This window comes from Gracilibacillus xinjiangensis (assembly GCF_042651765.1).
In the GTDB taxonomy this organism is placed as follows: domain Bacteria; phylum Bacillota; class Bacilli; order Bacillales; family Amphibacillaceae; genus Gracilibacillus; species Gracilibacillus xinjiangensis.
Genome location: NZ_JBHSDT010000004.1, coordinates 1,339,093 through 1,360,438 on the forward strand (window position 1 = coordinate 1,339,093; position 21,346 = coordinate 1,360,438).

Annotated in this window: 22 protein-coding genes and 1 rRNA gene; 21 read left to right on the forward strand and 2 right to left on the reverse strand. The window is 32.0% G+C overall.

Annotation, left to right across the window (positions count from 1 at the left end; all coding sequences use genetic code 11):
- Positions 1 to 4: 4 nt before the first annotated feature.
- The 20 genes from flgL to ACFOY7_RS10695 all read left to right on the forward strand — a co-directional run bounded on the left by flgL (position 5) and on the right by ACFOY7_RS10695 (position 19,429).
- Positions 5 to 916 (forward strand): flagellar hook-associated protein FlgL, encoded by a 912-nt coding sequence (flgL, locus tag ACFOY7_RS10605; RefSeq protein ID WP_390252019.1) that lies wholly within the window; start codon positions 5 to 7, stop codon positions 914 to 916.
- Between the two features lie 58 nt (positions 917 to 974).
- Positions 975 to 1,565, forward strand: a complete 591-nt coding sequence (locus tag ACFOY7_RS10610) for a DUF6470 family protein (RefSeq protein WP_390252020.1) — start codon at positions 975 to 977, stop codon at positions 1,563 to 1,565.
- A 19-nt stretch (positions 1,566 to 1,584) separates the two neighbouring features.
- Positions 1,585 to 2,031 carry a flagellar assembly protein FliW gene (fliW, locus tag ACFOY7_RS10615; protein ID WP_390252021.1) on the forward strand — a complete coding sequence of 149 codons (447 nt, stop codon included), beginning with the start codon at positions 1,585 to 1,587 and terminating at the stop codon, positions 2,029 to 2,031.
- A 1-nt stretch (position 2,032) separates the two neighbouring features.
- Positions 2,033 to 2,254 carry a carbon storage regulator CsrA gene (csrA, locus tag ACFOY7_RS10620; protein WP_390252022.1) on the forward strand — a complete coding sequence of 74 codons (222 nt, stop codon included), beginning with the start codon at positions 2,033 to 2,035 and terminating at the stop codon, positions 2,252 to 2,254.
- A gap of 133 nt (positions 2,255 to 2,387) precedes the next feature.
- Positions 2,388 to 3,221 carry a flagellin N-terminal helical domain-containing protein gene (locus ACFOY7_RS10625; RefSeq protein ID WP_390252023.1) on the forward strand — a complete coding sequence of 278 codons (834 nt, stop codon included), beginning with the start codon at positions 2,388 to 2,390 and terminating at the stop codon, positions 3,219 to 3,221.
- Between the two features lie 124 nt (positions 3,222 to 3,345).
- On the forward strand, positions 3,346 to 3,954 hold the full coding sequence (locus ACFOY7_RS10630) for a hypothetical protein (protein WP_390252024.1): 609 nt from the start codon (positions 3,346 to 3,348) through the stop codon (positions 3,952 to 3,954).
- Complete coding sequence (locus tag ACFOY7_RS10635; RefSeq protein ID WP_390252025.1) at positions 3,944 to 5,773, forward strand: motility associated factor glycosyltransferase family protein; 1,830 nt, start codon at positions 3,944 to 3,946, stop codon at positions 5,771 to 5,773. The genes ACFOY7_RS10630 and ACFOY7_RS10635 overlap by 11 nt, the downstream gene beginning before the upstream one ends.
- 85 nt (positions 5,774 to 5,858) lie before the next feature.
- The gene (locus ACFOY7_RS10640) at positions 5,859 to 6,896 is read left to right on the forward strand and encodes an N-acetylneuraminate synthase family protein (RefSeq protein WP_390252026.1); all 1,038 of its coding nucleotides are present in this window, start codon (positions 5,859 to 5,861) and stop codon (positions 6,894 to 6,896) included.
- A 23-nt stretch (positions 6,897 to 6,919) separates the two neighbouring features.
- Entirely contained in the window at positions 6,920 to 8,059 is a 1,140-nt protein-coding gene (neuC, locus tag ACFOY7_RS10645) for a UDP-N-acetylglucosamine 2-epimerase (protein WP_390252027.1), read from the forward strand.
- Positions 8,060 to 8,083: 24 nt separating this feature from the next.
- Positions 8,084 to 8,782 (forward strand): acylneuraminate cytidylyltransferase family protein, encoded by a 699-nt coding sequence (locus ACFOY7_RS10650; protein WP_390252028.1) that lies wholly within the window; start codon positions 8,084 to 8,086, stop codon positions 8,780 to 8,782.
- Between the two features lie 326 nt (positions 8,783 to 9,108).
- Positions 9,109 to 9,774 carry a TylF/MycF/NovP-related O-methyltransferase gene (locus ACFOY7_RS10655; RefSeq protein WP_390252029.1) on the forward strand — a complete coding sequence of 222 codons (666 nt, stop codon included), beginning with the start codon at positions 9,109 to 9,111 and terminating at the stop codon, positions 9,772 to 9,774.
- A gap of 66 nt (positions 9,775 to 9,840) precedes the next feature.
- Positions 9,841 to 12,057 carry a hypothetical protein gene (locus ACFOY7_RS10660; protein ID WP_390252030.1) on the forward strand — a complete coding sequence of 739 codons (2,217 nt, stop codon included), beginning with the start codon at positions 9,841 to 9,843 and terminating at the stop codon, positions 12,055 to 12,057.
- 11 nt (positions 12,058 to 12,068) lie between these two features.
- Positions 12,069 to 12,809 (forward strand): sulfotransferase family protein, encoded by a 741-nt coding sequence (locus ACFOY7_RS10665; protein ID WP_390252031.1) that lies wholly within the window; start codon positions 12,069 to 12,071, stop codon positions 12,807 to 12,809.
- 35 nt (positions 12,810 to 12,844) lie between these two features.
- Positions 12,845 to 13,978: a dTDP-4-amino-4,6-dideoxygalactose transaminase gene (gene rffA / locus ACFOY7_RS10670; protein ID WP_390252032.1), complete on the forward strand. Its 1,134-nt coding sequence runs from the start codon at positions 12,845 to 12,847 to the stop codon at positions 13,976 to 13,978.
- Between the two features lie 64 nt (positions 13,979 to 14,042).
- Entirely contained in the window at positions 14,043 to 14,924 is an 882-nt protein-coding gene (rfbA, locus tag ACFOY7_RS10675) for a glucose-1-phosphate thymidylyltransferase RfbA (protein WP_390252033.1), read from the forward strand.
- Positions 14,921 to 15,889, forward strand: coding sequence for a dTDP-glucose 4,6-dehydratase (gene rfbB / locus ACFOY7_RS10680; RefSeq protein WP_390252034.1), 969 nt, complete (start codon positions 14,921 to 14,923; stop codon positions 15,887 to 15,889). Before rfbA ends, rfbB begins: the two co-directional genes overlap by 4 nt.
- Before the next feature lie 76 nt (positions 15,890 to 15,965).
- Positions 15,966 to 17,423 carry a hypothetical protein gene (locus tag ACFOY7_RS10685; protein WP_390252035.1) on the forward strand — a complete coding sequence of 486 codons (1,458 nt, stop codon included), beginning with the start codon at positions 15,966 to 15,968 and terminating at the stop codon, positions 17,421 to 17,423.
- A 191-nt stretch (positions 17,424 to 17,614) separates the two neighbouring features.
- A complete protein-coding gene (locus tag ACFOY7_RS18440) occupies positions 17,615 to 17,875 on the forward strand; it encodes a phosphoadenosine phosphosulfate reductase domain-containing protein (protein WP_465260649.1) in 261 nt (86 codons plus the stop codon).
- Between the two features lie 8 nt (positions 17,876 to 17,883).
- Positions 17,884 to 18,021 (forward strand): phosphoadenosine phosphosulfate reductase domain-containing protein, encoded by a 138-nt coding sequence (locus ACFOY7_RS18445; protein WP_465260650.1) that lies wholly within the window; start codon positions 17,884 to 17,886, stop codon positions 18,019 to 18,021.
- A 385-nt stretch (positions 18,022 to 18,406) separates the two neighbouring features.
- A complete protein-coding gene (locus tag ACFOY7_RS10695; RefSeq protein WP_390252036.1) occupies positions 18,407 to 19,429 on the forward strand; it encodes an S-layer homology domain-containing protein in 1,023 nt (340 codons plus the stop codon).
- A gap of 193 nt (positions 19,430 to 19,622) precedes the next feature.
- Here ACFOY7_RS10695 and ACFOY7_RS10700 read toward each other — a convergent pair whose 3' ends face one another.
- Together ACFOY7_RS10700 and ACFOY7_RS10705 are read right to left on the reverse strand one after the other, a co-directional pair.
- Positions 19,623 to 19,766 carry a hypothetical protein gene (locus tag ACFOY7_RS10700; protein ID WP_390252037.1) on the reverse strand — a complete coding sequence of 48 codons (144 nt, stop codon included), beginning with the start codon at positions 19,764 to 19,766 and terminating at the stop codon, positions 19,623 to 19,625.
- Between the two features lie 48 nt (positions 19,767 to 19,814).
- Complete coding sequence (locus tag ACFOY7_RS10705) at positions 19,815 to 19,958, reverse strand: hypothetical protein (RefSeq protein ID WP_390252038.1); 144 nt, start codon at positions 19,956 to 19,958, stop codon at positions 19,815 to 19,817.
- 832 nt (positions 19,959 to 20,790) lie between these two features.
- Here ACFOY7_RS10705 and ACFOY7_RS10710 point away from each other — a divergent pair.
- Positions 20,791 to 21,346 (forward strand): 16S ribosomal RNA (locus tag ACFOY7_RS10710); the annotation flags it as partial.

Sequence of the window (21,346 nt, forward strand, 5' to 3'; positions counted from 1 at the left end):
ATCAATGCGGGTAACTCAAAGTATGTTAACAAACAATATGTTACGGAATATAAGCAATAGTTATCAAAATCTAGGAACATATATGGAACAATTATCAACTGGTAAGAAAATTAACCGGCCATCAGATGACCCGGTTGTTGCGATGAAAGGGATGAATTATCGTACCGTTGTTAACCAAAACGAACAATATGAACGTAATATTGGCGAAGTACATAATTGGTTAGACAATACCGATTCAGCATTAGATAAAAACCAGAAAGTTTTAGAGAGATTGAAAGAATTGGCTGTTCAAGCTGCAAATGGTACTTATGAAGAAGGCGAACGGGGTAATATTGCTGCGGAAGTCAAGCAATTGAGAGAACAACTTCTTGATGTTGCGAACACCAAAGTAAATAATAAGTATATATTTAGCGGAACAGCAACAACGGGAGATAACGGTAACCCACCTTTTCAAATAGACAAAGACACCTTAGAAGTAACATTTCATGGGAATAACAACCAAGTGAAATTAGAAGTGTCAGCAGGTTCTCAATTACCTGTTAACACAAAAGCTAATGAGTTTTATAATAATGAAGAAAATGATTTATTTGCTGATTTATTAGAGTTTACAAAAAAACTTGAAGACGAATCTTTTAGTGATAATGAATTCACAGAATATATAGGTGTGATAGACACACATATAAATAATAATGTAAATGCAAGAGCAGACCTTGGAGCACGACAAAATCGAATTGACTTAGTAGAAAGTCGTGTCAAGGAACAAACCGTAACTGCTAAAGATATGATGTCAAAAAATGAAAATGCTAACCTAGAAGAGGTAATAATGAATCTGACTTCCCAAGAGGCAGTCCATCGTGCAGCATTAAGTGCTGGTGCGAGAGTAATTCAACCATCATTATTAGACTTTTTAAGATAAACAAAAAGCCTTACCTGTTAGAAGGGTGAGGCTTTTTTATAAAAGGGAGGTTTAAAAGGTGAAATTACCTCAAGTAAGAATTCAGTCACAAAATGCAATGCTTGGGTTACAAATCAATAATGCCCAATTACAAATTGAATCTGAACCAGCAAAGCAAACAATAAGCCAACCAAATGCAAGTATTAACATTACCACGAAACAAGGGAAATTAACAATTGATCAATCAAAAGCTCTAGCAGATGTAGGAATTATATCCGTCGAAGAATCTGTTCGAAAATATGCGAAAGAAGGAATGCAGACAGCTATTGAAGGTTCCCGGAAACGCCGGCGTCAAGGTGATTTAATGATGAAAATTGAGAATGGAGGAAATCCACTTGTACAGGTTTCCAAACAAAATGGCGAACGTCCAATAAAATCATTCAATATTGGTTGGATTCCATCAGGTGATGGAGTGAAATTTCACTATGAGCCTGCTGAAGTCTCTGTTAACAACAAAGCAAACAAACCTATAATTGAAGTTAAACCAACGGAGAATCAATTTTATTACCAACGTGGTAATGTAGAGATATATTTAGAACAAAAAAACTGGCTGGAAATTGATTTTGAGAATGTAAAGTTTGTTGGTAATAATTTTGAAATAGAAATATAAGAGGGGTAATTTATAATTTATGCGTATTGAAACGAAATATTTTGGTGAGTTAGATATATCAAGGGAAGATATTATTCATTTTCCAAACGGAATCCCTGGTTTTATTGAAGAAAAGGAATTTGTAATACTTAACTTTGAAAAGAATGGATTATTTCAAGTACTACAATCAACTAATGGAATTAATCCGTCATTTGTCGTTATAGATCCATTCTTATTTGTGAAAAATTATCAATTAGAAATAGATGACACAACAGTTGAACAATTAGAGATAAATAATAAGGAAGATGTGCTTGCCCTTGCAATCGTCACTGTAAAAGACCCTTTAACATCAAGTACAGCTAACCTTCAAGCACCGATTATCATTAATCAAAGTAAAAAAATAGCAAAGCAATATATTACAAAAAATAAAGTATATACCACTAGAGAAACAGTTTTTAAACAAACCTCCACGGAAAAGGAGGGATAGTATGTTAGTCCTAACAAGAAAACTGAATGAAGCAATCCAAATTAATGATAATGTTGAAGTAAAAGTCATTGCTATTGAAGGTGACCAAGTTAAGTTAGGTATATCTGCACCTGCAAATATTGAGGTACATCGGAAGGAAGTTTATCAAGCAATTCAAGAGGAAAATAGCGCAGCAGCAAGCCTCTCGAATAAATTACTTGAAATATTAAAAAAAAATGAATAAAAATATTAAACATCTAGTAACATCGACCGATAATATATATAGAAGCTAGTTCTTATGAATGACGGCCGCATTCACTGAATTAGTACATACCACAAGGATGTGGATATTAGAAAACTCAAGGAGGAAATTTATAATGATTATCAATCACAATATTCCAGCGATGAATACTCATCGTCAACTAGGAATCAACCAAGGTAACATGCAATCTTCAATGGAAAAATTATCATCAGGTCTTCGTATCAACCGTGCTGGAGATGATGCTGCAGGTCTTTCAATTTCAGAAAAAATGCGTGCACAAATCCGTGGTTTAGACCAGGCAAGCCGTAACTCTCAAGATGGTATCTCAATGATCCAAACAGCTGAAGGTGCACTTGATGAAGTACACTCAATCCTACAACGTATGCGTGAACTAGCTGTTCAGTCTTCAAACGATACGAATGTGGATCAAGATCGTGACGCATTACAAAATGAGTTTGAAGAGTTAGGAAAAGAATTAGGAAGAATTAAAGATAATACACAATTTAACAAACAAAATCTTTTAGATGGTTCAACAGGTCAATCAGGTACTGTAAATATTCAAGTTGGTGCCAACAGCGGTGAGTTAACTGCTATTGCATTTGATACTGAGGGTGTAGATTTAACTACAGTAGTTTCTGGAGCGCAAGCAGAAGATATCTCAACTTACTCTGGAGCGCAATCTGCAATTACAGAAATTGAAGCTCAAATTAAAACTGTTTCTGAAGGACGTTCTTATCTAGGTGCAATGCAAAACCGTTTAGAACACACTATTGCAAACTTAGACAATTCTTCTGAAAACTTATCTGCAGCTGAATCACGTATCCGTGATGTAGATATGGCAAAAGAAATGATGGAGATGACAAAAGCAAATATTCTTTCTCAAGCATCTCAGTCTATGTTAGCTCAAGCTAACCAACAACCACAAGCAGTCTTACAATTACTTGGTTAATCATATATTGTTTGAAAAAAAGGTTCTGGTATTTTCCAGAGCCTTTTTTACTTGTAGGTATTGATAACTATCGTATTTTGTCGATATAATACATAGATAAAAAAATAATAATGGGAGGATCATCATGAAGTTAATCCTGAATAATGATGAAAAGTCATCATTAAAAATGAATAGTAATGATGTAGAAACTATCATTCAAGCTGTAAATAATTTGGTTGGAGAAAATTTAGTTTTTAGTCATCTCATTATCGATGATCAAACCATTTACTCAGATCATGAAATCTATATTGAGAGATATATAAATAAAATAGAAGTGATTAATATTATAGCTAAAACAAAGAGAGATTTTATTAACGAGACGCTAATAACTGCAGAAATATACTTGAAGAATTCTTTTCATGAACTTAACGGTTTAACAGAGCAATTTTATAATGGACCTACAGAGGAGTCATGGGGAGCTTTTAAAAACTTATCAGAAGGTATACAGTGGCTTACAGAATTGATTATAATGGTTGACAGAATGAAAGAAAGGCCAAGTAACTGGCAGGAGTTTGTCGATGTTTATCATCGATTAGTAGGAGTTATTACAGAATTAGCTGATGCAGTAGAGAACCAAGATGCAATATTAATAGCTGACTTAATGAACTATGAAATAAAACCATTGTTTGAGGATTTTTTACATTTAATTACAAAAACAATAGGTCAAGAGGGAAGTCGTCCAAATGCTAATTGATAATTATAATATCCTTCGCTTAAAAAATCGATCCTTATTAGCCCAGCTTAAAGAGCATGCATTCGATAATGAGGAAGTAATTGTAGAACCATCGAAAGCTGGAGTGCCAACACTAAAAGTAGAAGTAGATCAAAAGTACAAATATATACACAGTAAATATGATCCGAAAAAAGAAGCAGTAAGAATAATTGAACAATTCGAATTACCGGATGAGATAGAGCATGTTATTTTTTTTGGAGCAGGGTTAGGTTATCATATCCAATTGTTTATCGAAAAAAACCCTCGAGTAAGTTTTACGATTTATGAACCTAATATAAACATTCTTGTATCGTTTTTAGAGAACTATTCTTTATATAACCATGATAACTTAATGAATATAATTTGTAATAAAGAACAGATGTATGATCATTTAATAAAGTTAACTACTCAATATCGAAATCAGATTAAAGTATTTTCATTACCTTCATATAGTCAAATTTTTAAAGGTCAATTAGATGAACTATATAAGGAAATGATTGGGATACTTAAAAGTAAAAAAAGTAACTTAGTTACAAATATTTCTTTCCAAAGACGTTGGACCATTAATGCTATGAAGAATATTCCGAGTCTATTAAAAACTCCAAATATTCTTAGAGACATTGATCGTTCATTATTTAAAGGTAAACCAGCAATTATTGTAGCTGCGGGACCAAGTTTAGATGAGGAATATGAGAATCTTAGATATATAAAAGAAAATCGACTAGCTTATATTTTTTCAGTGGGGTCCGCAATTAATTCTTTAATCGATCAAGGGATTTACCCTGATGCGGCGTGTACCTATGATCCAAAAGAAGAAAATAAAGTGGTGTTTGAAAAGCTAAGAGAAAAGCAAATAGATAATATACCATTAATATTTGGTAGTACAGTTGGATACGAAACAATTGAAGATTTCCCTGGTGAAAAATTACATATGATAACAAGTCAAGATACAGTCTCGACTGAGTTACTGAGTGATTTAAAAAGGAACAAGATATTATTAGATGCTCCTTCAATTGCCGTTGTTACATTTCAACTTTTAGTAACACTTGAATTCAGTAAAATCATATTAGTTGGTCAGAATCTTGCCTTTCAAAATAATACAATGTATGCAACAGGGATTGATTATCATAACAATATAAATAGTGAAACTGATCGTTTAATTAAGATAGAAGATGTGGAAGGTAGAGAGATATATACAAATACTGCATTCAACGAAATGCGTAAACAACTTGAAATATACACGTCTAGTACTAAGAATGTAGTGATTTACAATACTACCGTTGGTGGTGCTAAAATAGCGGGTACACAATTTCTTAGATTAAACGAAATAATTATTTCAGAATTAGAAAGAGAAGTAGTAGATGCTAATTGGTACAAGCAAACTCCTAGTTACGATTTAGACTACACAATCAGTAAATTACAGATATTAAGTAAATCCAAAACAGACATGATTAGATTATTAAAGGATTTAAAATTAAAAATTATTCAGCTTGAAAAAAGTTCTTTATCGCAAGCACAACAGATAGAAGCGAAATTTCATAGATTTGATAAAATGTTCAATAAACTGAAGAAAAATAGATTCTATCAGACTTTTATTTCACCAATGATAAGGGTCCAATTAGAGAATTTAGCAGAGATCTCTAAACAAACAAAGTTGGAACAAGATACTAAACGCAAAGTAAATATGGTTATTGATCATTTTGGCAATATTATAAATGAGATAGAAGTCGTTTTGGATTATATAGAGGTAGAGTTTGAAAAAATGAAAAAATTTGTTGAAAATAAAGAATCTATAAATTAGATACGAGGGTTAGCTAATAATGCTATATATAGCTTAGAAAATAGTATTAACAAAGTTATAGTTTTAACTAGAGGAGGGAATTATTGTGGCTTCTATAAAAATCGGTGAACGTTATATTGGTGAAGGTTTCTCTCCATTAATCATTGTCGAGATAGGAATTAATCATGAGGGTTCATTAAAAACTGCTTTAGAAATGGTAGATGCGGCACATAAGGCAGGAGCGGAAGTAATTAAACACCAGACACATATAGTTGAAGATGAAATGAGTCAACAAGCCAAAGAAGTAATACCAGGAAATACGGATGTATCAATTTATGATGTAATGTCTAGGTGTGCCTTATCTGAGGTAGAGGAAAAAAAATTAAAAGAATACGTAGAATCTAAAGGAATGATTTTTTTAAGTACACCTTTTTCTAGAGCTGCGGCTGATAGATTAGAGAGAATGGGTGTATTAGCATACAAAATTGGATCAGGGGAAATGAATAATCTGCCCTTATTGGATTATATAGCTTCATTTGGAAAACCGATGATTGTCTCTACAGGAATGAATGATATTAAAAGTGTAAGAAAAGCAGTGAACGTATTGGAAAAACACCATGTACAATACGCGTTACTTCATACAACCAACTTATATCCAACTCCACCTGAACTAGTAAGGTTAGGTGGAATGCAGGAACTACAAAAGGAATTTCCTAACACAGTAATAGGTTTATCAGATCATACATTAAATAATAATGCTTGTCTCGCAGCGGTAGCTTTAGGGGCTAATATTCTTGAAAGACATTTTACAGACAGTAAAGATCGACCTGGACCAGATATTATATGTTCTATGAGTCCCAAAGATTTAGAAAACTTAATAAGTGGCGCTAATGAAGTCTCCAAAATGAGAGGTGGGAGAAAAGAAGCAGCAGAGGAAGAAACAGTAACGATGGACTTTGCCTTTTCTACTGTAGTGACAACAAAACCAATAGTAAATGGAGATATACTTACAAGAGATAACATATGGGTTAAGCGACCAGGGATAGGTGAAATCAAAGCAGAAAATTACGAATCAATCATAGGACGAATGGTAACTCGCGATTTAGATAAGGACGAGCATCTAAATTGGTCTGATCTGATGTAAATTAGAAAGAGGTAATTTTATTAATGCAAAAAAAAATAGTATTTCTAACAGGTACTCGTGCTGATTATGGTAAACTTAAATCTTTAATGTTAAAAGTAGAGAATCATAATCAATTTGAGCTTCATATTTTCGCAACAGGAATGCACCTGTTATCTAAGTATGGGCTGACATATAGAGAAATTGAAAAAGATGGTTTCAGTAATATTTATCGTTTTATTAATCAGCAAAATAATAGTCAAATGGACATTGCATTGAGTAACACAGTTCTTGGCTTTAGTAATTATGTTTCAGAAATTAAACCAGACTTAATAATTGTTCATGGTGATCGGTTAGAGGCACTAGCCGGTGCAATTGTCGGGGCTTTAAATAACATTAAAGTTGCTCATATTGAGGGTGGAGAAGTATCTGGTACTATTGACGAATCGATCAGACATTCGATTACAAAACTAGCTCACATTCATTTTGTTGCAAATGAAGAAGCAAAACATAGAGTAAAACAATTGGGTGAAGCCGAGGAATCTATCCATATTATTGGCTCTCCCGATATCGATATAATGAATTCTGATGAGTTACCAAGTATTGAAGCAGTTAAGGAAAGATACTCCATACCATATAAAAAATATTCTATTTTAATGTATCACCCAGTAACGACGGAGACACATCTATTAAAGGATAAAATTAAAAATGTTGTATCTGCTGTTGTAAATTCTAATAAAAACTTTATTGTTATCTATCCGAATAATGATGAAGGATCATCTATAATACTAAGTGAATATGAGAAACTGATCAATCTAGATAACTTTAAAATATATCCTTCGATTCGGTTTGAATATTTTCTAACATTACTAAAACACTGTGAATTAATTATAGGTAATTCAAGCGCAGGTGTAAGAGAAGCTTCCGTTTATGGTATTCCCTCTATTGATTTAGGTAGGCGGCAACAAGGTCGGTACGATATAAAGCTTCAAAATAATATACTACACTTAAATGAAGAACAAGATCAGATAATAAAAAGCTTATCTAACATAAACAAGAAGAAATTTGAGTCTATATCATATTATGGACAGGGAAATAGTGATGAAAAGTTCATTGCTACTTTAGAGAGTGAGACAATTTGGAGGATGGAGTACCAAAAACTTTTTGTAGATATGGATAATGTATAAAAGTAACTAAAAAAGGTGATATAAATGTATCATAATAAAAAGTTTCTTGCATTAATACCAGCAAGAGGTGGAAGTAAAGGCATACCAAATAAAAACATTACGGAAGTTAAAGGTAGACCATTAATTGATTATACAATCAAAGAAGCATTAGCTAGCGACTATATTGATAGTGTAATAGTTAGTACTGATTCTAAAGAAATTGCAAAAATATCAACAAATTGCGGTGCTGAAGTACCTTTTTTACGTCCAAGTGAACTTGCAACTGATGAAAGCAAGGTTGTTGACACTGTTAATTATACAATTAGAGAGTTAAAGAAGATGAAGCAAACTTTTGACTTTGTGGTGTTGCTTCAACCAACTCAACCATTAAGACAAAGGTTTCATATTGATGAAGCAATCAAGCTAATTGTTGATAAAGAGATTGAATCTTTAGTTAGTGTCTCAGAGGTTCGAGACCATCCAATTTTATATAGAACTATTAATCCAGAAGGGAGTCTAGTAAATTTAATTGACCAAAACAGTACTGTAAGGAGACAAGATTTTAAAACTTTTTATAAAGTAAATGGAGCTATTCATATTAATAAAATTAATAATAATTTAAATTTAGATACTAGCTTTAATGACAATAAATTTCCTTATATTATGGATAAAAAATATGACTTAGATATTGATGAGCCGTTTGATTTGGAAATTTTAAATATAATGGTTGAAAATATAAAGTGATTATTACGATCGGATATATTGAACTGTGAAATGTTTAAGAACCCCTAATGGAATAAGTCCAAGCTTAGAAGGTGGCAGCTGTTTACTGACAAATACGCGAGCTTGGACGAGGGTGGTTCTATCCTTAAATTTATATCTATCAAATAGAAAAATTAAATGAAACGTAAAGTAATCTATGCATGATAAATAGGTACTTTTTATAAATTTTTTATGAAGAAAGTAAATATAGAATGACAAATATTAAAACGCTTTAAGGCTACTGTTCATTCTTACTTATAATTTTAAATGCTATTGTATTTGTCAGTAGTGTTTTGGGAGGTAATAAGGTGATAAATAAATATAATAAAGATGAAGCTTTTGATTACGAGAATGGTTTTATACTGACATCAGATGTTTATAGAATGGGTAATGTATTAGCACATTATGAGTTGTATAAAAAAATTATAGAGTTGCCTGGTGATGTTTTTGAATTTGGTGTCTTTAAAGGTAACTCTTTAATTCAATTTGCAACCTTTCGTGAATTACTTGAAAATGAAAATTCACGCAAAATAGTAGGATTTGATATGTTTGAAGAATTCCCTTCAGAAGTTTCATTACAGAGCGATAAGAAATTTGTTTCGAATTGGAATGAGCAATTTCAAGGGGATTTTCTTTCAAAGGAAGACTTATATAAGAGTTTAAAGCTGAAAAATATTAATAATGTTGAACTAATTGAAGGTAACATTTTAAATACATTAAGTTTATATTTAATAGATCACCCATATACTAAAATTTCATTATTACATATAGACACAGATGTATACGAACCATCTAAATATGTATTGGAACATCTTTATGAAAGAGTGGTTCCGGGAGGAGTAATTATCTTCGATGATTATGGGACTGTGGAAGGGGAAACTCAGGCAGTTGATGAATTTTTAAGTAACAAAGATTATCAACTCAATAAATTTACTTTTAGTCATAAGAAGCCTTCATTCATAATAAAGAAATAGGGAGTACCAAATGATGAGGTTGATCATTTCTAGAGGCTTGGCGTAATAATAGAAGCAGGTGATTAAATGAAAAAGATAGTGATTTCAATTATTTCTGATCTCATTAAAGTTGATGAAGAATCTTTGTCTGATTTATATCGTTTCTTTTCAGATAGAAATTATACGATAGAGCAGTTTATAGACGTGGGTAATGAAATACAGATTGACCATTTGCCGTTATTAATCGATCAAATTAAAACTAATTATTCGGAACAATTATCCAGGGTTGTTGTGATATCTAATATTAAACCATTATTGTTAAGTTGGTATCGTTGTTACAATACACTAACTGACGATTTTGTATTTTTTGTTAATAGTGATGAAAGTACTAGAAATTATAGTAAACAGTTAGATATTGTTACTTTTTTATCTGATTTAGATGATAAATCTATTGAACAAGAATATTTATTGGGGAAAATATATTTTAGTAATTTGAATGTGGATTCAGGATTCGGTAATTTTATGTTAACAAACAGGAGGTATCGTTTCTTTAATAGTCTAGCTAATTTTAGCGAAGTTAATGCTAAACCCCAGATAAGTCAAAAAAATTATACCTTTAGGAAAAATGATTATTTTTTTAAAATCCCGGGTGTAAATACTAGGAAAAGCATAGATCTGATAGAGGAAGTAACTCATAATTTTTTAACTATTGACCAGAATTTATTGGCTTTTGTAGAAGAAACCGATAGTGAACTAATGTTCCATTTATTCCACACTATTTCAAACTTTAATTATCAAACAAAGCAAAAGTATACGGATTTAAATAAATTAATGGAGCTTTATTCGAAATTTTCAATTAATAAACAGAGAACGTTTTATGATAATTTTAAATATTTCATAAAGAAGAATAATATATCCTTTAAAGAAAAAATGAGTTTTTTTACTGTTTTAGTTAAGTTAGAGGGCACTAAGGATATAATATTGCAGGATATAATGTTGGAAATAAAAAATGATACTGATCACATACAATATCATTATCCATTAGTCATAAATTCATTATTTTATATATCGAAAGAAGGGGTGAAAAAATACCCTGATGTTATTAATGATAGGATGGAGATAATAGAAAGAATTACAAACCAATATAAGCCTGAATTAACTAAAAAGCTTAAAAATAAAAAAGAAACAAAAAAAATTAAAAAGATTGCAATTGTTACTTCTCAAATAATAAGTTTAAAACATTCTCCCTCTCTATTAACTTTAACAATTGCAAAATATCTTAAGCGAATAGACTCAAGTTTGGAAATTTCAATCTTCGTGGATGATACATACATACATTGTAAAGATGAATTAGTATTTCCAAATTTGTATTATTCTTCACCATCACATAAACAAAGTCAAGAACATAAAGAGTTTTTAGAGGGACAGGGAATAAAAATTAAATATTCAAGTCCCTATTCTAATAGGAAAAGCAAGATACAAAACGAAGTTTCTGAGATTATAGATTTCAATCCGGATGTGATTTATCTGATGGGTGCAGATTTTAGTTTGCGTTCATGGATTTTAGCTAAAATTATACCAGTCGTAGTTATGAGTATGTCACCAGAACCCTCGAATTTTAAGTATGGGCAAATATATACAACAAAATATGATCTAAATAGAATAAATTATAATTTAGATAAATTTAATATTGATAATAAAAGAAGATATAAGCAATTAATTCACATGGAGGAATCTTACAATAGCATTCCGAAAAATATTAAACCGACCATTGAACTCAACAGTGACAAGTTCATAATTGTTACGGTTGGTAATAGATTGGATGCTGATATTGATGCGACTTTTCTAGAAATTATACAAGAATTTATTAGCAAGCATCAAGATGTAATATGGTATCTTATTGGTAATGCAGAACATAAGTTAGTTAGAAAATTTTTGAAGAAGGAAGTTCAGGGAAAACAAGTATGCTTTATTCCTTACGAGCACGATCTTAAATCTTTCTTTAAGAAATGTGATGTGTATATTAATCCGTTCTGTGAAGGAAATGGAAGGATAGGGAGACTTGCTGCTAGTGTAAAATTACCAATCATTAGCCATGACGGAATATCTGACATCTCTGAAGATATTGGATATGAAAGAGCGGTTAGTAAAAAAGATTATGGTGAAGAGTTGTTAAGAATGTACTCAAGCAAAGAATATAGAGTGAAAAGCGGAAATGAAATATACGATCGAATAGAAAAAAGAAGTCCAGAATTATGGGCAAATCAATTGTTAAGATTGTTTAATAAACTAATAGAAAATTAAAGAGTGATACAATGACAAACAGAATTCAATTTATTATTCCAGGTGCTCAAAGAAGTGGTACCACATTTCTCTACAAATTACTAGATGATCATCCAGATATTTTTATGGCAAAACCTTTAAAACCGGAGCCTAAATATTTTTTAAAGGATATTAAGGAATTGGATATGAACTATTATTTAAATAAATATTTTGAAGAAAAGATGGTTAAAGGCAAAGTAATTGGAGAAAAATCAACTAGTTATTTTATTCGGTCTGATATTCCTCATAAATTATATAATTTTAACCCTAATATGAAATTGATTTTTCTTCTAAGAAACCCGATAGATAGAGCTGTATCTAATTATTATTTCTCAAAAAATAATGGATTAGAAACTAGGGATATTAGAGAAGCTTTAATGAATGAAGAACTATATGCGGATAATTTAAATATTTCAGAAAATCCTTTTGCGTATAAATATAAAGGAAACTACATTTATTTCCTTAATAATTTCTTACGATTTTTCAATAAAGAAAAATGTTTATTAATAAAAAGTGAAGATTTATTCGCAAACACAGAAAGTGAATTAAAGAGAGTCTATAATTTCTTAGGTGTTAATACTGATTTTACACCGAGTGTTCCTATGGATTATAAAATTAATGAATCAGTGAAAGACATTAATAGAATTCCCGAGGAAATTGTTGAATATTTATCTAGTTATTTCGAAAAGTCAAATACTGAACTGATGAAACACTTTAATATAAATTTTTTATAGATAAAGTAATAGTGATATAAAAGCTGGGGGAACTAATGATTTTATTTAATAAACCAAGTATTGTTGGTAAAGAGCTAGAATATCTAAACGATGCCATTCTAAATAATTCAAAAATTAGTGGAAATGGCCTTTATACAGAACGTTGTCAAAAATGGTTAGAAAACCACTTTAAAGTAAAAAAGACATTACTTACTACATCGTGTACGCATGCACTTGAAATGGCAGCAATTTTAATTAATATACAACCAGGTGATGAGGTCATTATGCCTTCCTATACCTTTGTTTCTACTGCAAATGCTTTTGTACTCCGCGGAGCTAAAGTAGTCTTTGTTGATATTCGCCCAGATACGATGAACATTAATGAAACATTAATAGAGGACGCGATTACAGAGAAGACAAAAGCAATTGTACCAGTTCATTATGCAGGTATTCCTTGTGAAATGGATAAGATTATGGAAATTGCTAATTCTTACAACTTATATGTTATTGAGGATGCAGCACAGGCAGTTATGTCAACATATAAGGGAAAAGCTCTTGGATCGATTGGAGATTTAGGATGTTTTAGTTTTCATGAAACAAAAAACTATTCAATGGGTGAAGGTGGAGCACTTCTTATCAACAACGATAGATTTTTTGAAAGGGCTGAAATTATTAGGGAAAAAGGCACTAATAGAAGTAAATTCATTCGGGGACAAGTAGATAAATATACTTGGGTAGACATAGGGAGTTCATATGTGCCAAGTGAGTTAAATGCTGCCTATCTATACGCACAGTTGGAAGAAGCAAATAAGGTCAATGTGTTTCGACTTAAATGTTGGCAAGCATATTATGAAGGTCTTAAAGATATAGAAGAAAAAGGAAGTATTGAATTGCCAAAGTTAACTAACCAGGGAAGTCACAACGGTCATATCTTTTATATTAAATGTAAAACAAAAAAAGAAAGATCAAATCTAATTAGTTACTTAAACAGAAAAAAAATACAAACAACATTTCACTTTGTCCCACTTCATTCTGCAAATGCTGGACTGCAATATAGCAGGTTTTTTGGAGAGGATGTTTATACAACATATGAAAGTGAACGTTTATTAAGATTACCATTATATTATAGTCTTAAACTTGAACATATAGAGTATATAATTAAACAAATTAATGAATATTACAGTCATTAGAAAAAATATACTGGCGAATAAATAAAGTTTACACATAAAGCTTTTAACATGAAAAGGTGATTTAATGAAGGGAATAATATTAGCTGGTGGATCTGGTACTCGATTATATCCATTAACTAAATCTATTTCAAAACAGATGCTTCCTATATATGATAAACCTATGATATATTATCCTCTTTCAGTTTTAATGTTAGCGGGAATCAGGGATATTTTAATTATTACGACAGCTAGAGACGTAATTTATTTTGAAGACCTTCTAAGGGATGGAAATCATATAGGTATAAATATTTCGTATGCTATTCAGGATGAACCCAATGGTATTGCAGAGGCATTTTTAATTGCTGAAGGTTTTATTGGTGACTCTGCAGTAGCATTAGTCTTAGGGGATAATATATTTTATGGCTCTAATTTTGGGAATATTGTTCAAAAACATTCCCAACTGAAAGAGGGCGGAATTATATTTGGTTGTTATGTTAGTGATCCTGAAAGATACGGTATTGTGGAGGTAGATGAAGAATTAAACATTCTCTCTATTGAAGAAAAACCTAAAAATCCTAAGTCATATTATGCGATACCTGGTTTATACTTTTTCGATAATAAAGTCGTAGATATTGCACGCCAAGTTCAGCCATCCCCTAGAGGTGAATTGGAGATAACTTCAATTATCGATAAATATAGAGAAAAAGATAAATTGAAAGTCCAGCTGTTAGGCAGGGGGTTGGCTTGGTTAGATACGGGTACGCATGAATCGTTGTTAGAAGCTTCAAATTTTGTAGAAGCTGTTCAAAAGAGACAAGGATTATATATAGCTAGTATAGAAGAAATAGCTTACAGGAGAGGGTATATTAACAAAGATCAGTTAATTAGGTTAGCTGAACCTTTAATTAAAACTGATTATGGTAACTATTTAATAGAAATAATAAAGCAAGAAGAGGGAATAAAATGAAAATACTAGTTACAGGTGGAGCAGGTTTTATAGGTGGTAATTTTATCCAATTTATACTAGATAAATATCCTAATTACAAGATTATTAATATAGATAAATTAACTTATGCAGGTGAATTAACTAAACATAATGGGATAGTTAATAAGTCTAATTATAAATTTATTAAAGAGGATATAGTAAATAAAGAATCGATTTTAGCTCTTTTTAATAAAGAAAAATTTGATTACGTTGTCCATTTTGCTGCTGAGAGTCATGTAGATAATTCCATTAGAGATTCAGATGTATTTGTTCAAACTAATGTGGTAGGTACCCATGTTTTACTGGAAGCTTCACTTCTTAATAATGTTCAAAAATTTATTCATATATCTACCGATGAAGTTTATGGAGATCTGGATTTTGACTCCGAGAAACTTTTTACAGAAAGTACATCTTTAGAACCGAACAGTCCGTATAGTGCTTCAAAAGCATCTTCTGATATGCTCGTAAGATCGTATTTTAAAACCTATCAATTACCTATTATCATTACACGGTGTTCTAACAATTATGGTCCTTATCAATTTCCAGAAAAGCTTATCCCTAAATCTATTTTGATGGCACTCCGTAACCAAGAAATTCCCATATATGGTAAAGGGGTTAATATAAGAGACTGGTTATATGTCACAGACCATTGCACAGCCATAGATTTAATTATGCACAAAGGGAGTAATGGAGAGGTCTATAATATTGGAGGAAATAATGAAAAATCTAATATAGAAGTTGTTAAATCCATCTTAGATTATTTAGGAGCTTCTCATAATTTAATTAGTTATGTTGGAGATCGTAAAGGACATGATAAGAGATATGCTGTCGATTCTACTAAATTAAAGGAATTGGGGTGGCAGCCTAAATATAATTTTGAGAGTGGTTTAGAACAAACAATAGATTGGTATCTAGAAAACAAAAAATGGTTGGAGGCACTCCTCTAGCGATAAATAAGCAAATATAATGTTAAGTTTATCCAAATGAGGAATAATTTCTGGTATCAAAATAGGAGTTATTACAATGAGAAGTAAATACAAGCACCAAATATTATCAACTTTCGTACTTATGGATGGATTCTTGGAAGATAAAAATTTTTTGAAAAATATTAAAGATATTAATAAGTTTATCGATGGTTATGTATTCATTAATAATAAAATTAATCAAAATATCGAGTTGAACCAAGAATTTTTATTTCTTAATGAACAACTTGCAAATAATTTGGCAGAAATAATTAATATGTATAATAATAACTTTTTAAATGATTTAGAAGAAACTTTTAAAAAAACCTATGACATATACTTATTATGGAAAACTAAGTTGTCTGAACTAACCAAATATAAAGTTGCCATTATAGGAATAAATAAATTAACTTCTGGAATGGATAAAATAATAGATAATCAAAAAGCTGAGATAGTTAATTATATAGATATAACTAACAAACATGAAGGAAAAGAATTGTTAGGAAGAAAAATTATATCTTTAAAAGATATTGATAATATTAGTTGTGATTATTTAATCAGTGTCCTCCCCCAAAAAGATATTATCACTCAATTAGTTAATAGTGAGTTGGTAGACTCAGATTTCTTTTTTGATTATTATTATTATCAAAATTTGGTAATGGCAAGTCCAGAGTTTTTTATAAAATATTCAAACTTTATAAATAATAATAAAGAGTATAGTGGAATTTTAACTGGTTTATCTTATACTCAAAAAGGTGTGAAAGAGGAGTATTTAGAAGGGAACTTCTTCAATTTTGCTAATCCTGCCCAAGATATTTTTTATGATTTTGAAATGTTTAAATATGCTTATTCATTTAAAGAGATTAAAGATAATATAAAATATGCTATTATCGGCTTATCTTATTATAGTTTTCATTATGATTTATCAAAAAGTAAAAATAAGCACCGTACAAACTATTATTATCCTATAGTAAGAGACTTTCATAACTATGGATTTATAAATCAAGTCTCTCAATATCACCAAACAGAAAATAGTTTAAATGAAATTATATTTCATTCTGACCATCTACTAAGGTTATTCGAGCCGCAAAAAGGAGAATTTGAAAAACAAATTGAAGAAACAAACAATCTAACTTACAACTGTCAAAATAAGAATGAGGAAGAAATTTTGAAAGACATACAATTTATTAGACGAGATTTTAATAAAAATTATCCTGAAACTGTTGAAGAAAATAAATTAGTATTGTCAAATTACTTAGATTTTTTACAGCAAAAATCAATAAAACCAATTATAATAATTTGCCCTGTGACAAAATTATATCAGAGCTTTGCACCTAGTAGATTTAAAGAAGAATTTTATGAAATTATGGATGAACTGAGAAAAAAATATGATTTTCAATTATTGGATTATTTTAATTCAAATGCTTTTGAAGATAGTGATTTCTATGATCCATCTCACATTAATAATAAAGGGGCAAAAAAATTATCATTATTACTAAATAAAGACATCATTTGGTAGTTAAAATGCTTGAAATTAACCTATAAAAATCATTTAGCACACATAATAAGTATGTGTGCTTCCTTTTCACTTTTTATAATATAGGAGGTAAATTACTTGTTTACAAATCCACACCTATCCCAACTAGAATCCGAAGCAATCTACATCATCCGTGAGGTAGCCTCAGAATGCGATAATCCTGTCATGCTGTCATGCTATATTCCATAGGCAAAGACAGCTCTGTCATGCTTCATCTCGCAATGAAGGCTTTTTATCCGGAAAAAACTCCATTCCCTTTCATGCACATTGATACAACATGGAAGTTTAGAGAAATGATAGAATTTCGTGATCGAATAGCAACAGAATTAGGAATTGAAATGATCGTTCATACGGATCAAGAAGGTGTCGAACTAGGCATCAATCCATTTGATCATGGTGCAAGCTATACTGATATTATGAAGAACAAGCGCTAAAGCAAGGTTTGGATAAATATGTCATTTATGCAGTGTTTGGTGGTGGACGTCGTGATGAGGAAAAGTCGCGTGCAAAGGAACGAATTTTCTCTTTCCGAAATAAGAACCATGCATGGGATCCGAAAAATCAAATAGTATTAGATTAGCAGGTGAATTATTTGCATTCGTTTCAACTGAACGATTGAATATCTGTGCAATTAATAATGGATTAAGAATCTATTGCTTGTAAATTTGTCGAATGCGAAGGAGATTTTATTTCAAATAATAGTAGAATGGAAGATGGAGATATGGCAAAAAAAATAATGGACCATATGAAATTGTCCAATCTTAATCAAGTACAGAGCATGGTATACAGGTACATCATTATAATCGATCCGAGGGTATTGTGAATTTATTGAAGTAGAATCCAGTACTTCCCGAATATCTAGGCATAAATACGACATTACTTCTTAAAAATCACCACCACAACATGTTTAATCAGTGATAAAGGTTGGTATTATATAACTATTCAATTTAATAGGAGGGAAGGTTATGAGAATAATAGACCTAAAAAAATTACTAGCATTTCTTTTGTTCACAGCTCTGTTTTTAAGCAATCCGTTATCATCACTTGCTTTTGATGATCTCGAAAAAGTCCCATGGGCAGAAGATGAAATTAATGCACTTTATAAGCAAAATATTATTAATGGTGTCAATAGTACAGAGTTTGCACCAAATCGTTCCATAACCCGTGCTGAAGCGACACAATTGATCGTTTCTGCTAATTTCAAGGACGAAATAGTTGAGTATGATAGCAGTTTTTCCGATGTGAATGATCAATATTTTTATAAAGATGTGATTGATATTGCAACAGCAAAAGGCGTTATTACAGGATATCCAGATGGGACTTTTCGACCGAAGCATTCCATCACCCGTGCGGAGGCATCCGTAATTATCAATAATGCCTATTCTATCAATCTTGGATCCACCAAGCGTTCTTTTTCTGATTTGGAAAATAGCCATTGGGCCGAGGTTGCAATGACAAACTTGTCTTCCAATCGCCTGATTAATGGATATCCAGACGGAACGATTCGCCCAAGTAATGAGATTACGAGAGCGGAATTTGCCGTTATATTAAAGACAGTACTGGATTATAAGAATGGCATAATTCCAGAAGAAACAGAGACTACTTATGAGGAAGAAGTAGTCCGGTTGACTAATATTGAACGGGCGAACCATGGGCTGGCACCTCTTGAGATGGATGCAAAGTTGACAGAAGTAGCTGAGCTGAAATCTGCGGATATGAGAGATAATAATTATTTTGCTCATACTTCACCAACTTACGGTTCACCTTTTAATATGATGGATCAGTTTGATATCCAATATCTAGTGGCAGCTGAAAATATCGCCGCTGGACAGCGAACTCCTGAAGAAGTGGTTAATTCGTGGATGAACAGTGAAGGGCACCGTGCCAATATTTTACGTGAAGAAATAACACACATAGGTGTAGGATATGTGGAAGGTGGAAGTTATAACACTTACTGGACACAAATGTTTATTAAAAAAGCAAACTAGCTGAGAAGCAGCTTTAATTTTAACCCACCATCAATATCAGGTTGATGGTGGGTTGATTTTAGTATCGTAAGCTAGATGCTAATATAAAATATACAGGGCGATTTAAAATGATAAATTATCTTCATTAACTGGATCCATTATCCCTAATTATTCTTCTACTACTGTATCTAAGTTTTCCAATGAATCAACTAATTCAATTTGGAGTCGTAACTTCTCCGTAACTGGCCAATTCTTCAGCCAATATAGGATTATCCATATACCAATGTTTGGGATTGGCACTTAATTTCTGGATCGTGCTCATTAATATGTCTTGCTTTGTCGCTAAACTTTCATCCATTCGAATCATTTCCTGGTAAAGGGCTAAGCTGTAACTGGTAGCAACAAATTAGTACAAAAGCGGGAAGAACGGTCGCGCCTTTGGATATTCATGAACTGGTTCAGCAAAAGGAATTACTGTTACTGTTAAAATATGTTTCTTTCTTGGCAATTGCTTTTTGATTCGAGCTACATCTAATTCTGAAACTTTCAAATTGTATGTCCTTTGATTTTGTTGCTTCTTTGGTTGTTTTTCTACAGATAAGGAAGAATTTTTCCAATCCTCGTTTTGATATCACTATCTATACCAGCCATACCCAAAAGTTCATCGACGGCAGGTTTACTCATATCCGGTTCGCCTAATTCGTCTGTTCCCTGAAATGTATACCAAAAGAGATTATCCCAATCAAATAATATTTCTAGGACTTCATCCAGTTGTCGAAAGTAACCAATTCGTTAATTAGGATTCTTCTCCAAACTGGCGGATTTTCATTTTCTAACATTATTCTTAACTAAGTGGCATGAAAAAACTCCTTTTAATTATTCTTCATATGTTTAAAACGATTATGCGGCAAATGGATTGGCAACAAAAATTATTCAATGTGTATTTTAGATTACTATTAAGAGAAACATAGCAAAAGGTATCCTTCAGTAATTAATGCCGTTAAGCATCCTGATAAGTTTCGCTAATGGTCAGCTGGGAAATCGGACCTTTCATTTTGAGAGATATAAGTTTATGCAGAAATTCCCAGTTGTTTTCTGTATTTGTATGTGCTATTCTATTCAAGTCGCTTCTTTGAGAGGCGGTCATGAAAATAATGTTTCTCAAAATTATTATTGACTTTTGTTTTTGAAAATGTTATATTTTTAAGGTCGCTTCAAAACGACTAACTAAACATTGATCATTGAAAACTGAACAAAACAACCAGTATGATATAAATTGTAAGAACAAGCTAGCTTTTAGAAGCGAGCGGATCAAATGAACGTCGATGAGGTTCGCAACATCCGTGTTGCAACATTGACATCAGCACTTCCATGTGCAAGTCTATATTGAGAGTTTGATCTTGGCTCAGGACGAACGCTGGCGGCGTGCCTAATACATGCAAGTCGAGCGCGGGAAGCAAACTGAACTCTTCGGAGGGACGTTTGTGGAACGAGCGGCGGACGGGTGAGTAACACGTGGGCAACCTGCCTGTAAGACTGGGATAACTCCGGGAAACCGGGGCTAATACCGGATAACACTTTTTCTCTCATGAGGAGAAGTTGAAAGGTGGCTTCAGCTACCACTTACAGATGGGCCCGCGGTGCATTAGCTAGTTGGTGAGGTAACGGCTCACCAAGGCAACGATGCATAGCCGACCTGAGAGGGTGATCGGCCACACTGGGACTGAGACACGGCCCAGACTCCTACGGGAGGCAGCAGTAGGGAATCTTCCGCAATGGACGAAAGTCTGACGGAGCAACGCCGCGTGAACGAAGAAGGTTTTCGGATCGTAAAGTTCTGTTGTTAGGGAAGAACAAGTACCGTTCGAATAGGGCGGTACCTTGACGGTACCTATCGAGGAAGCCCCGGCTAACTACGTGCCAGCAGCCGCGGTAATA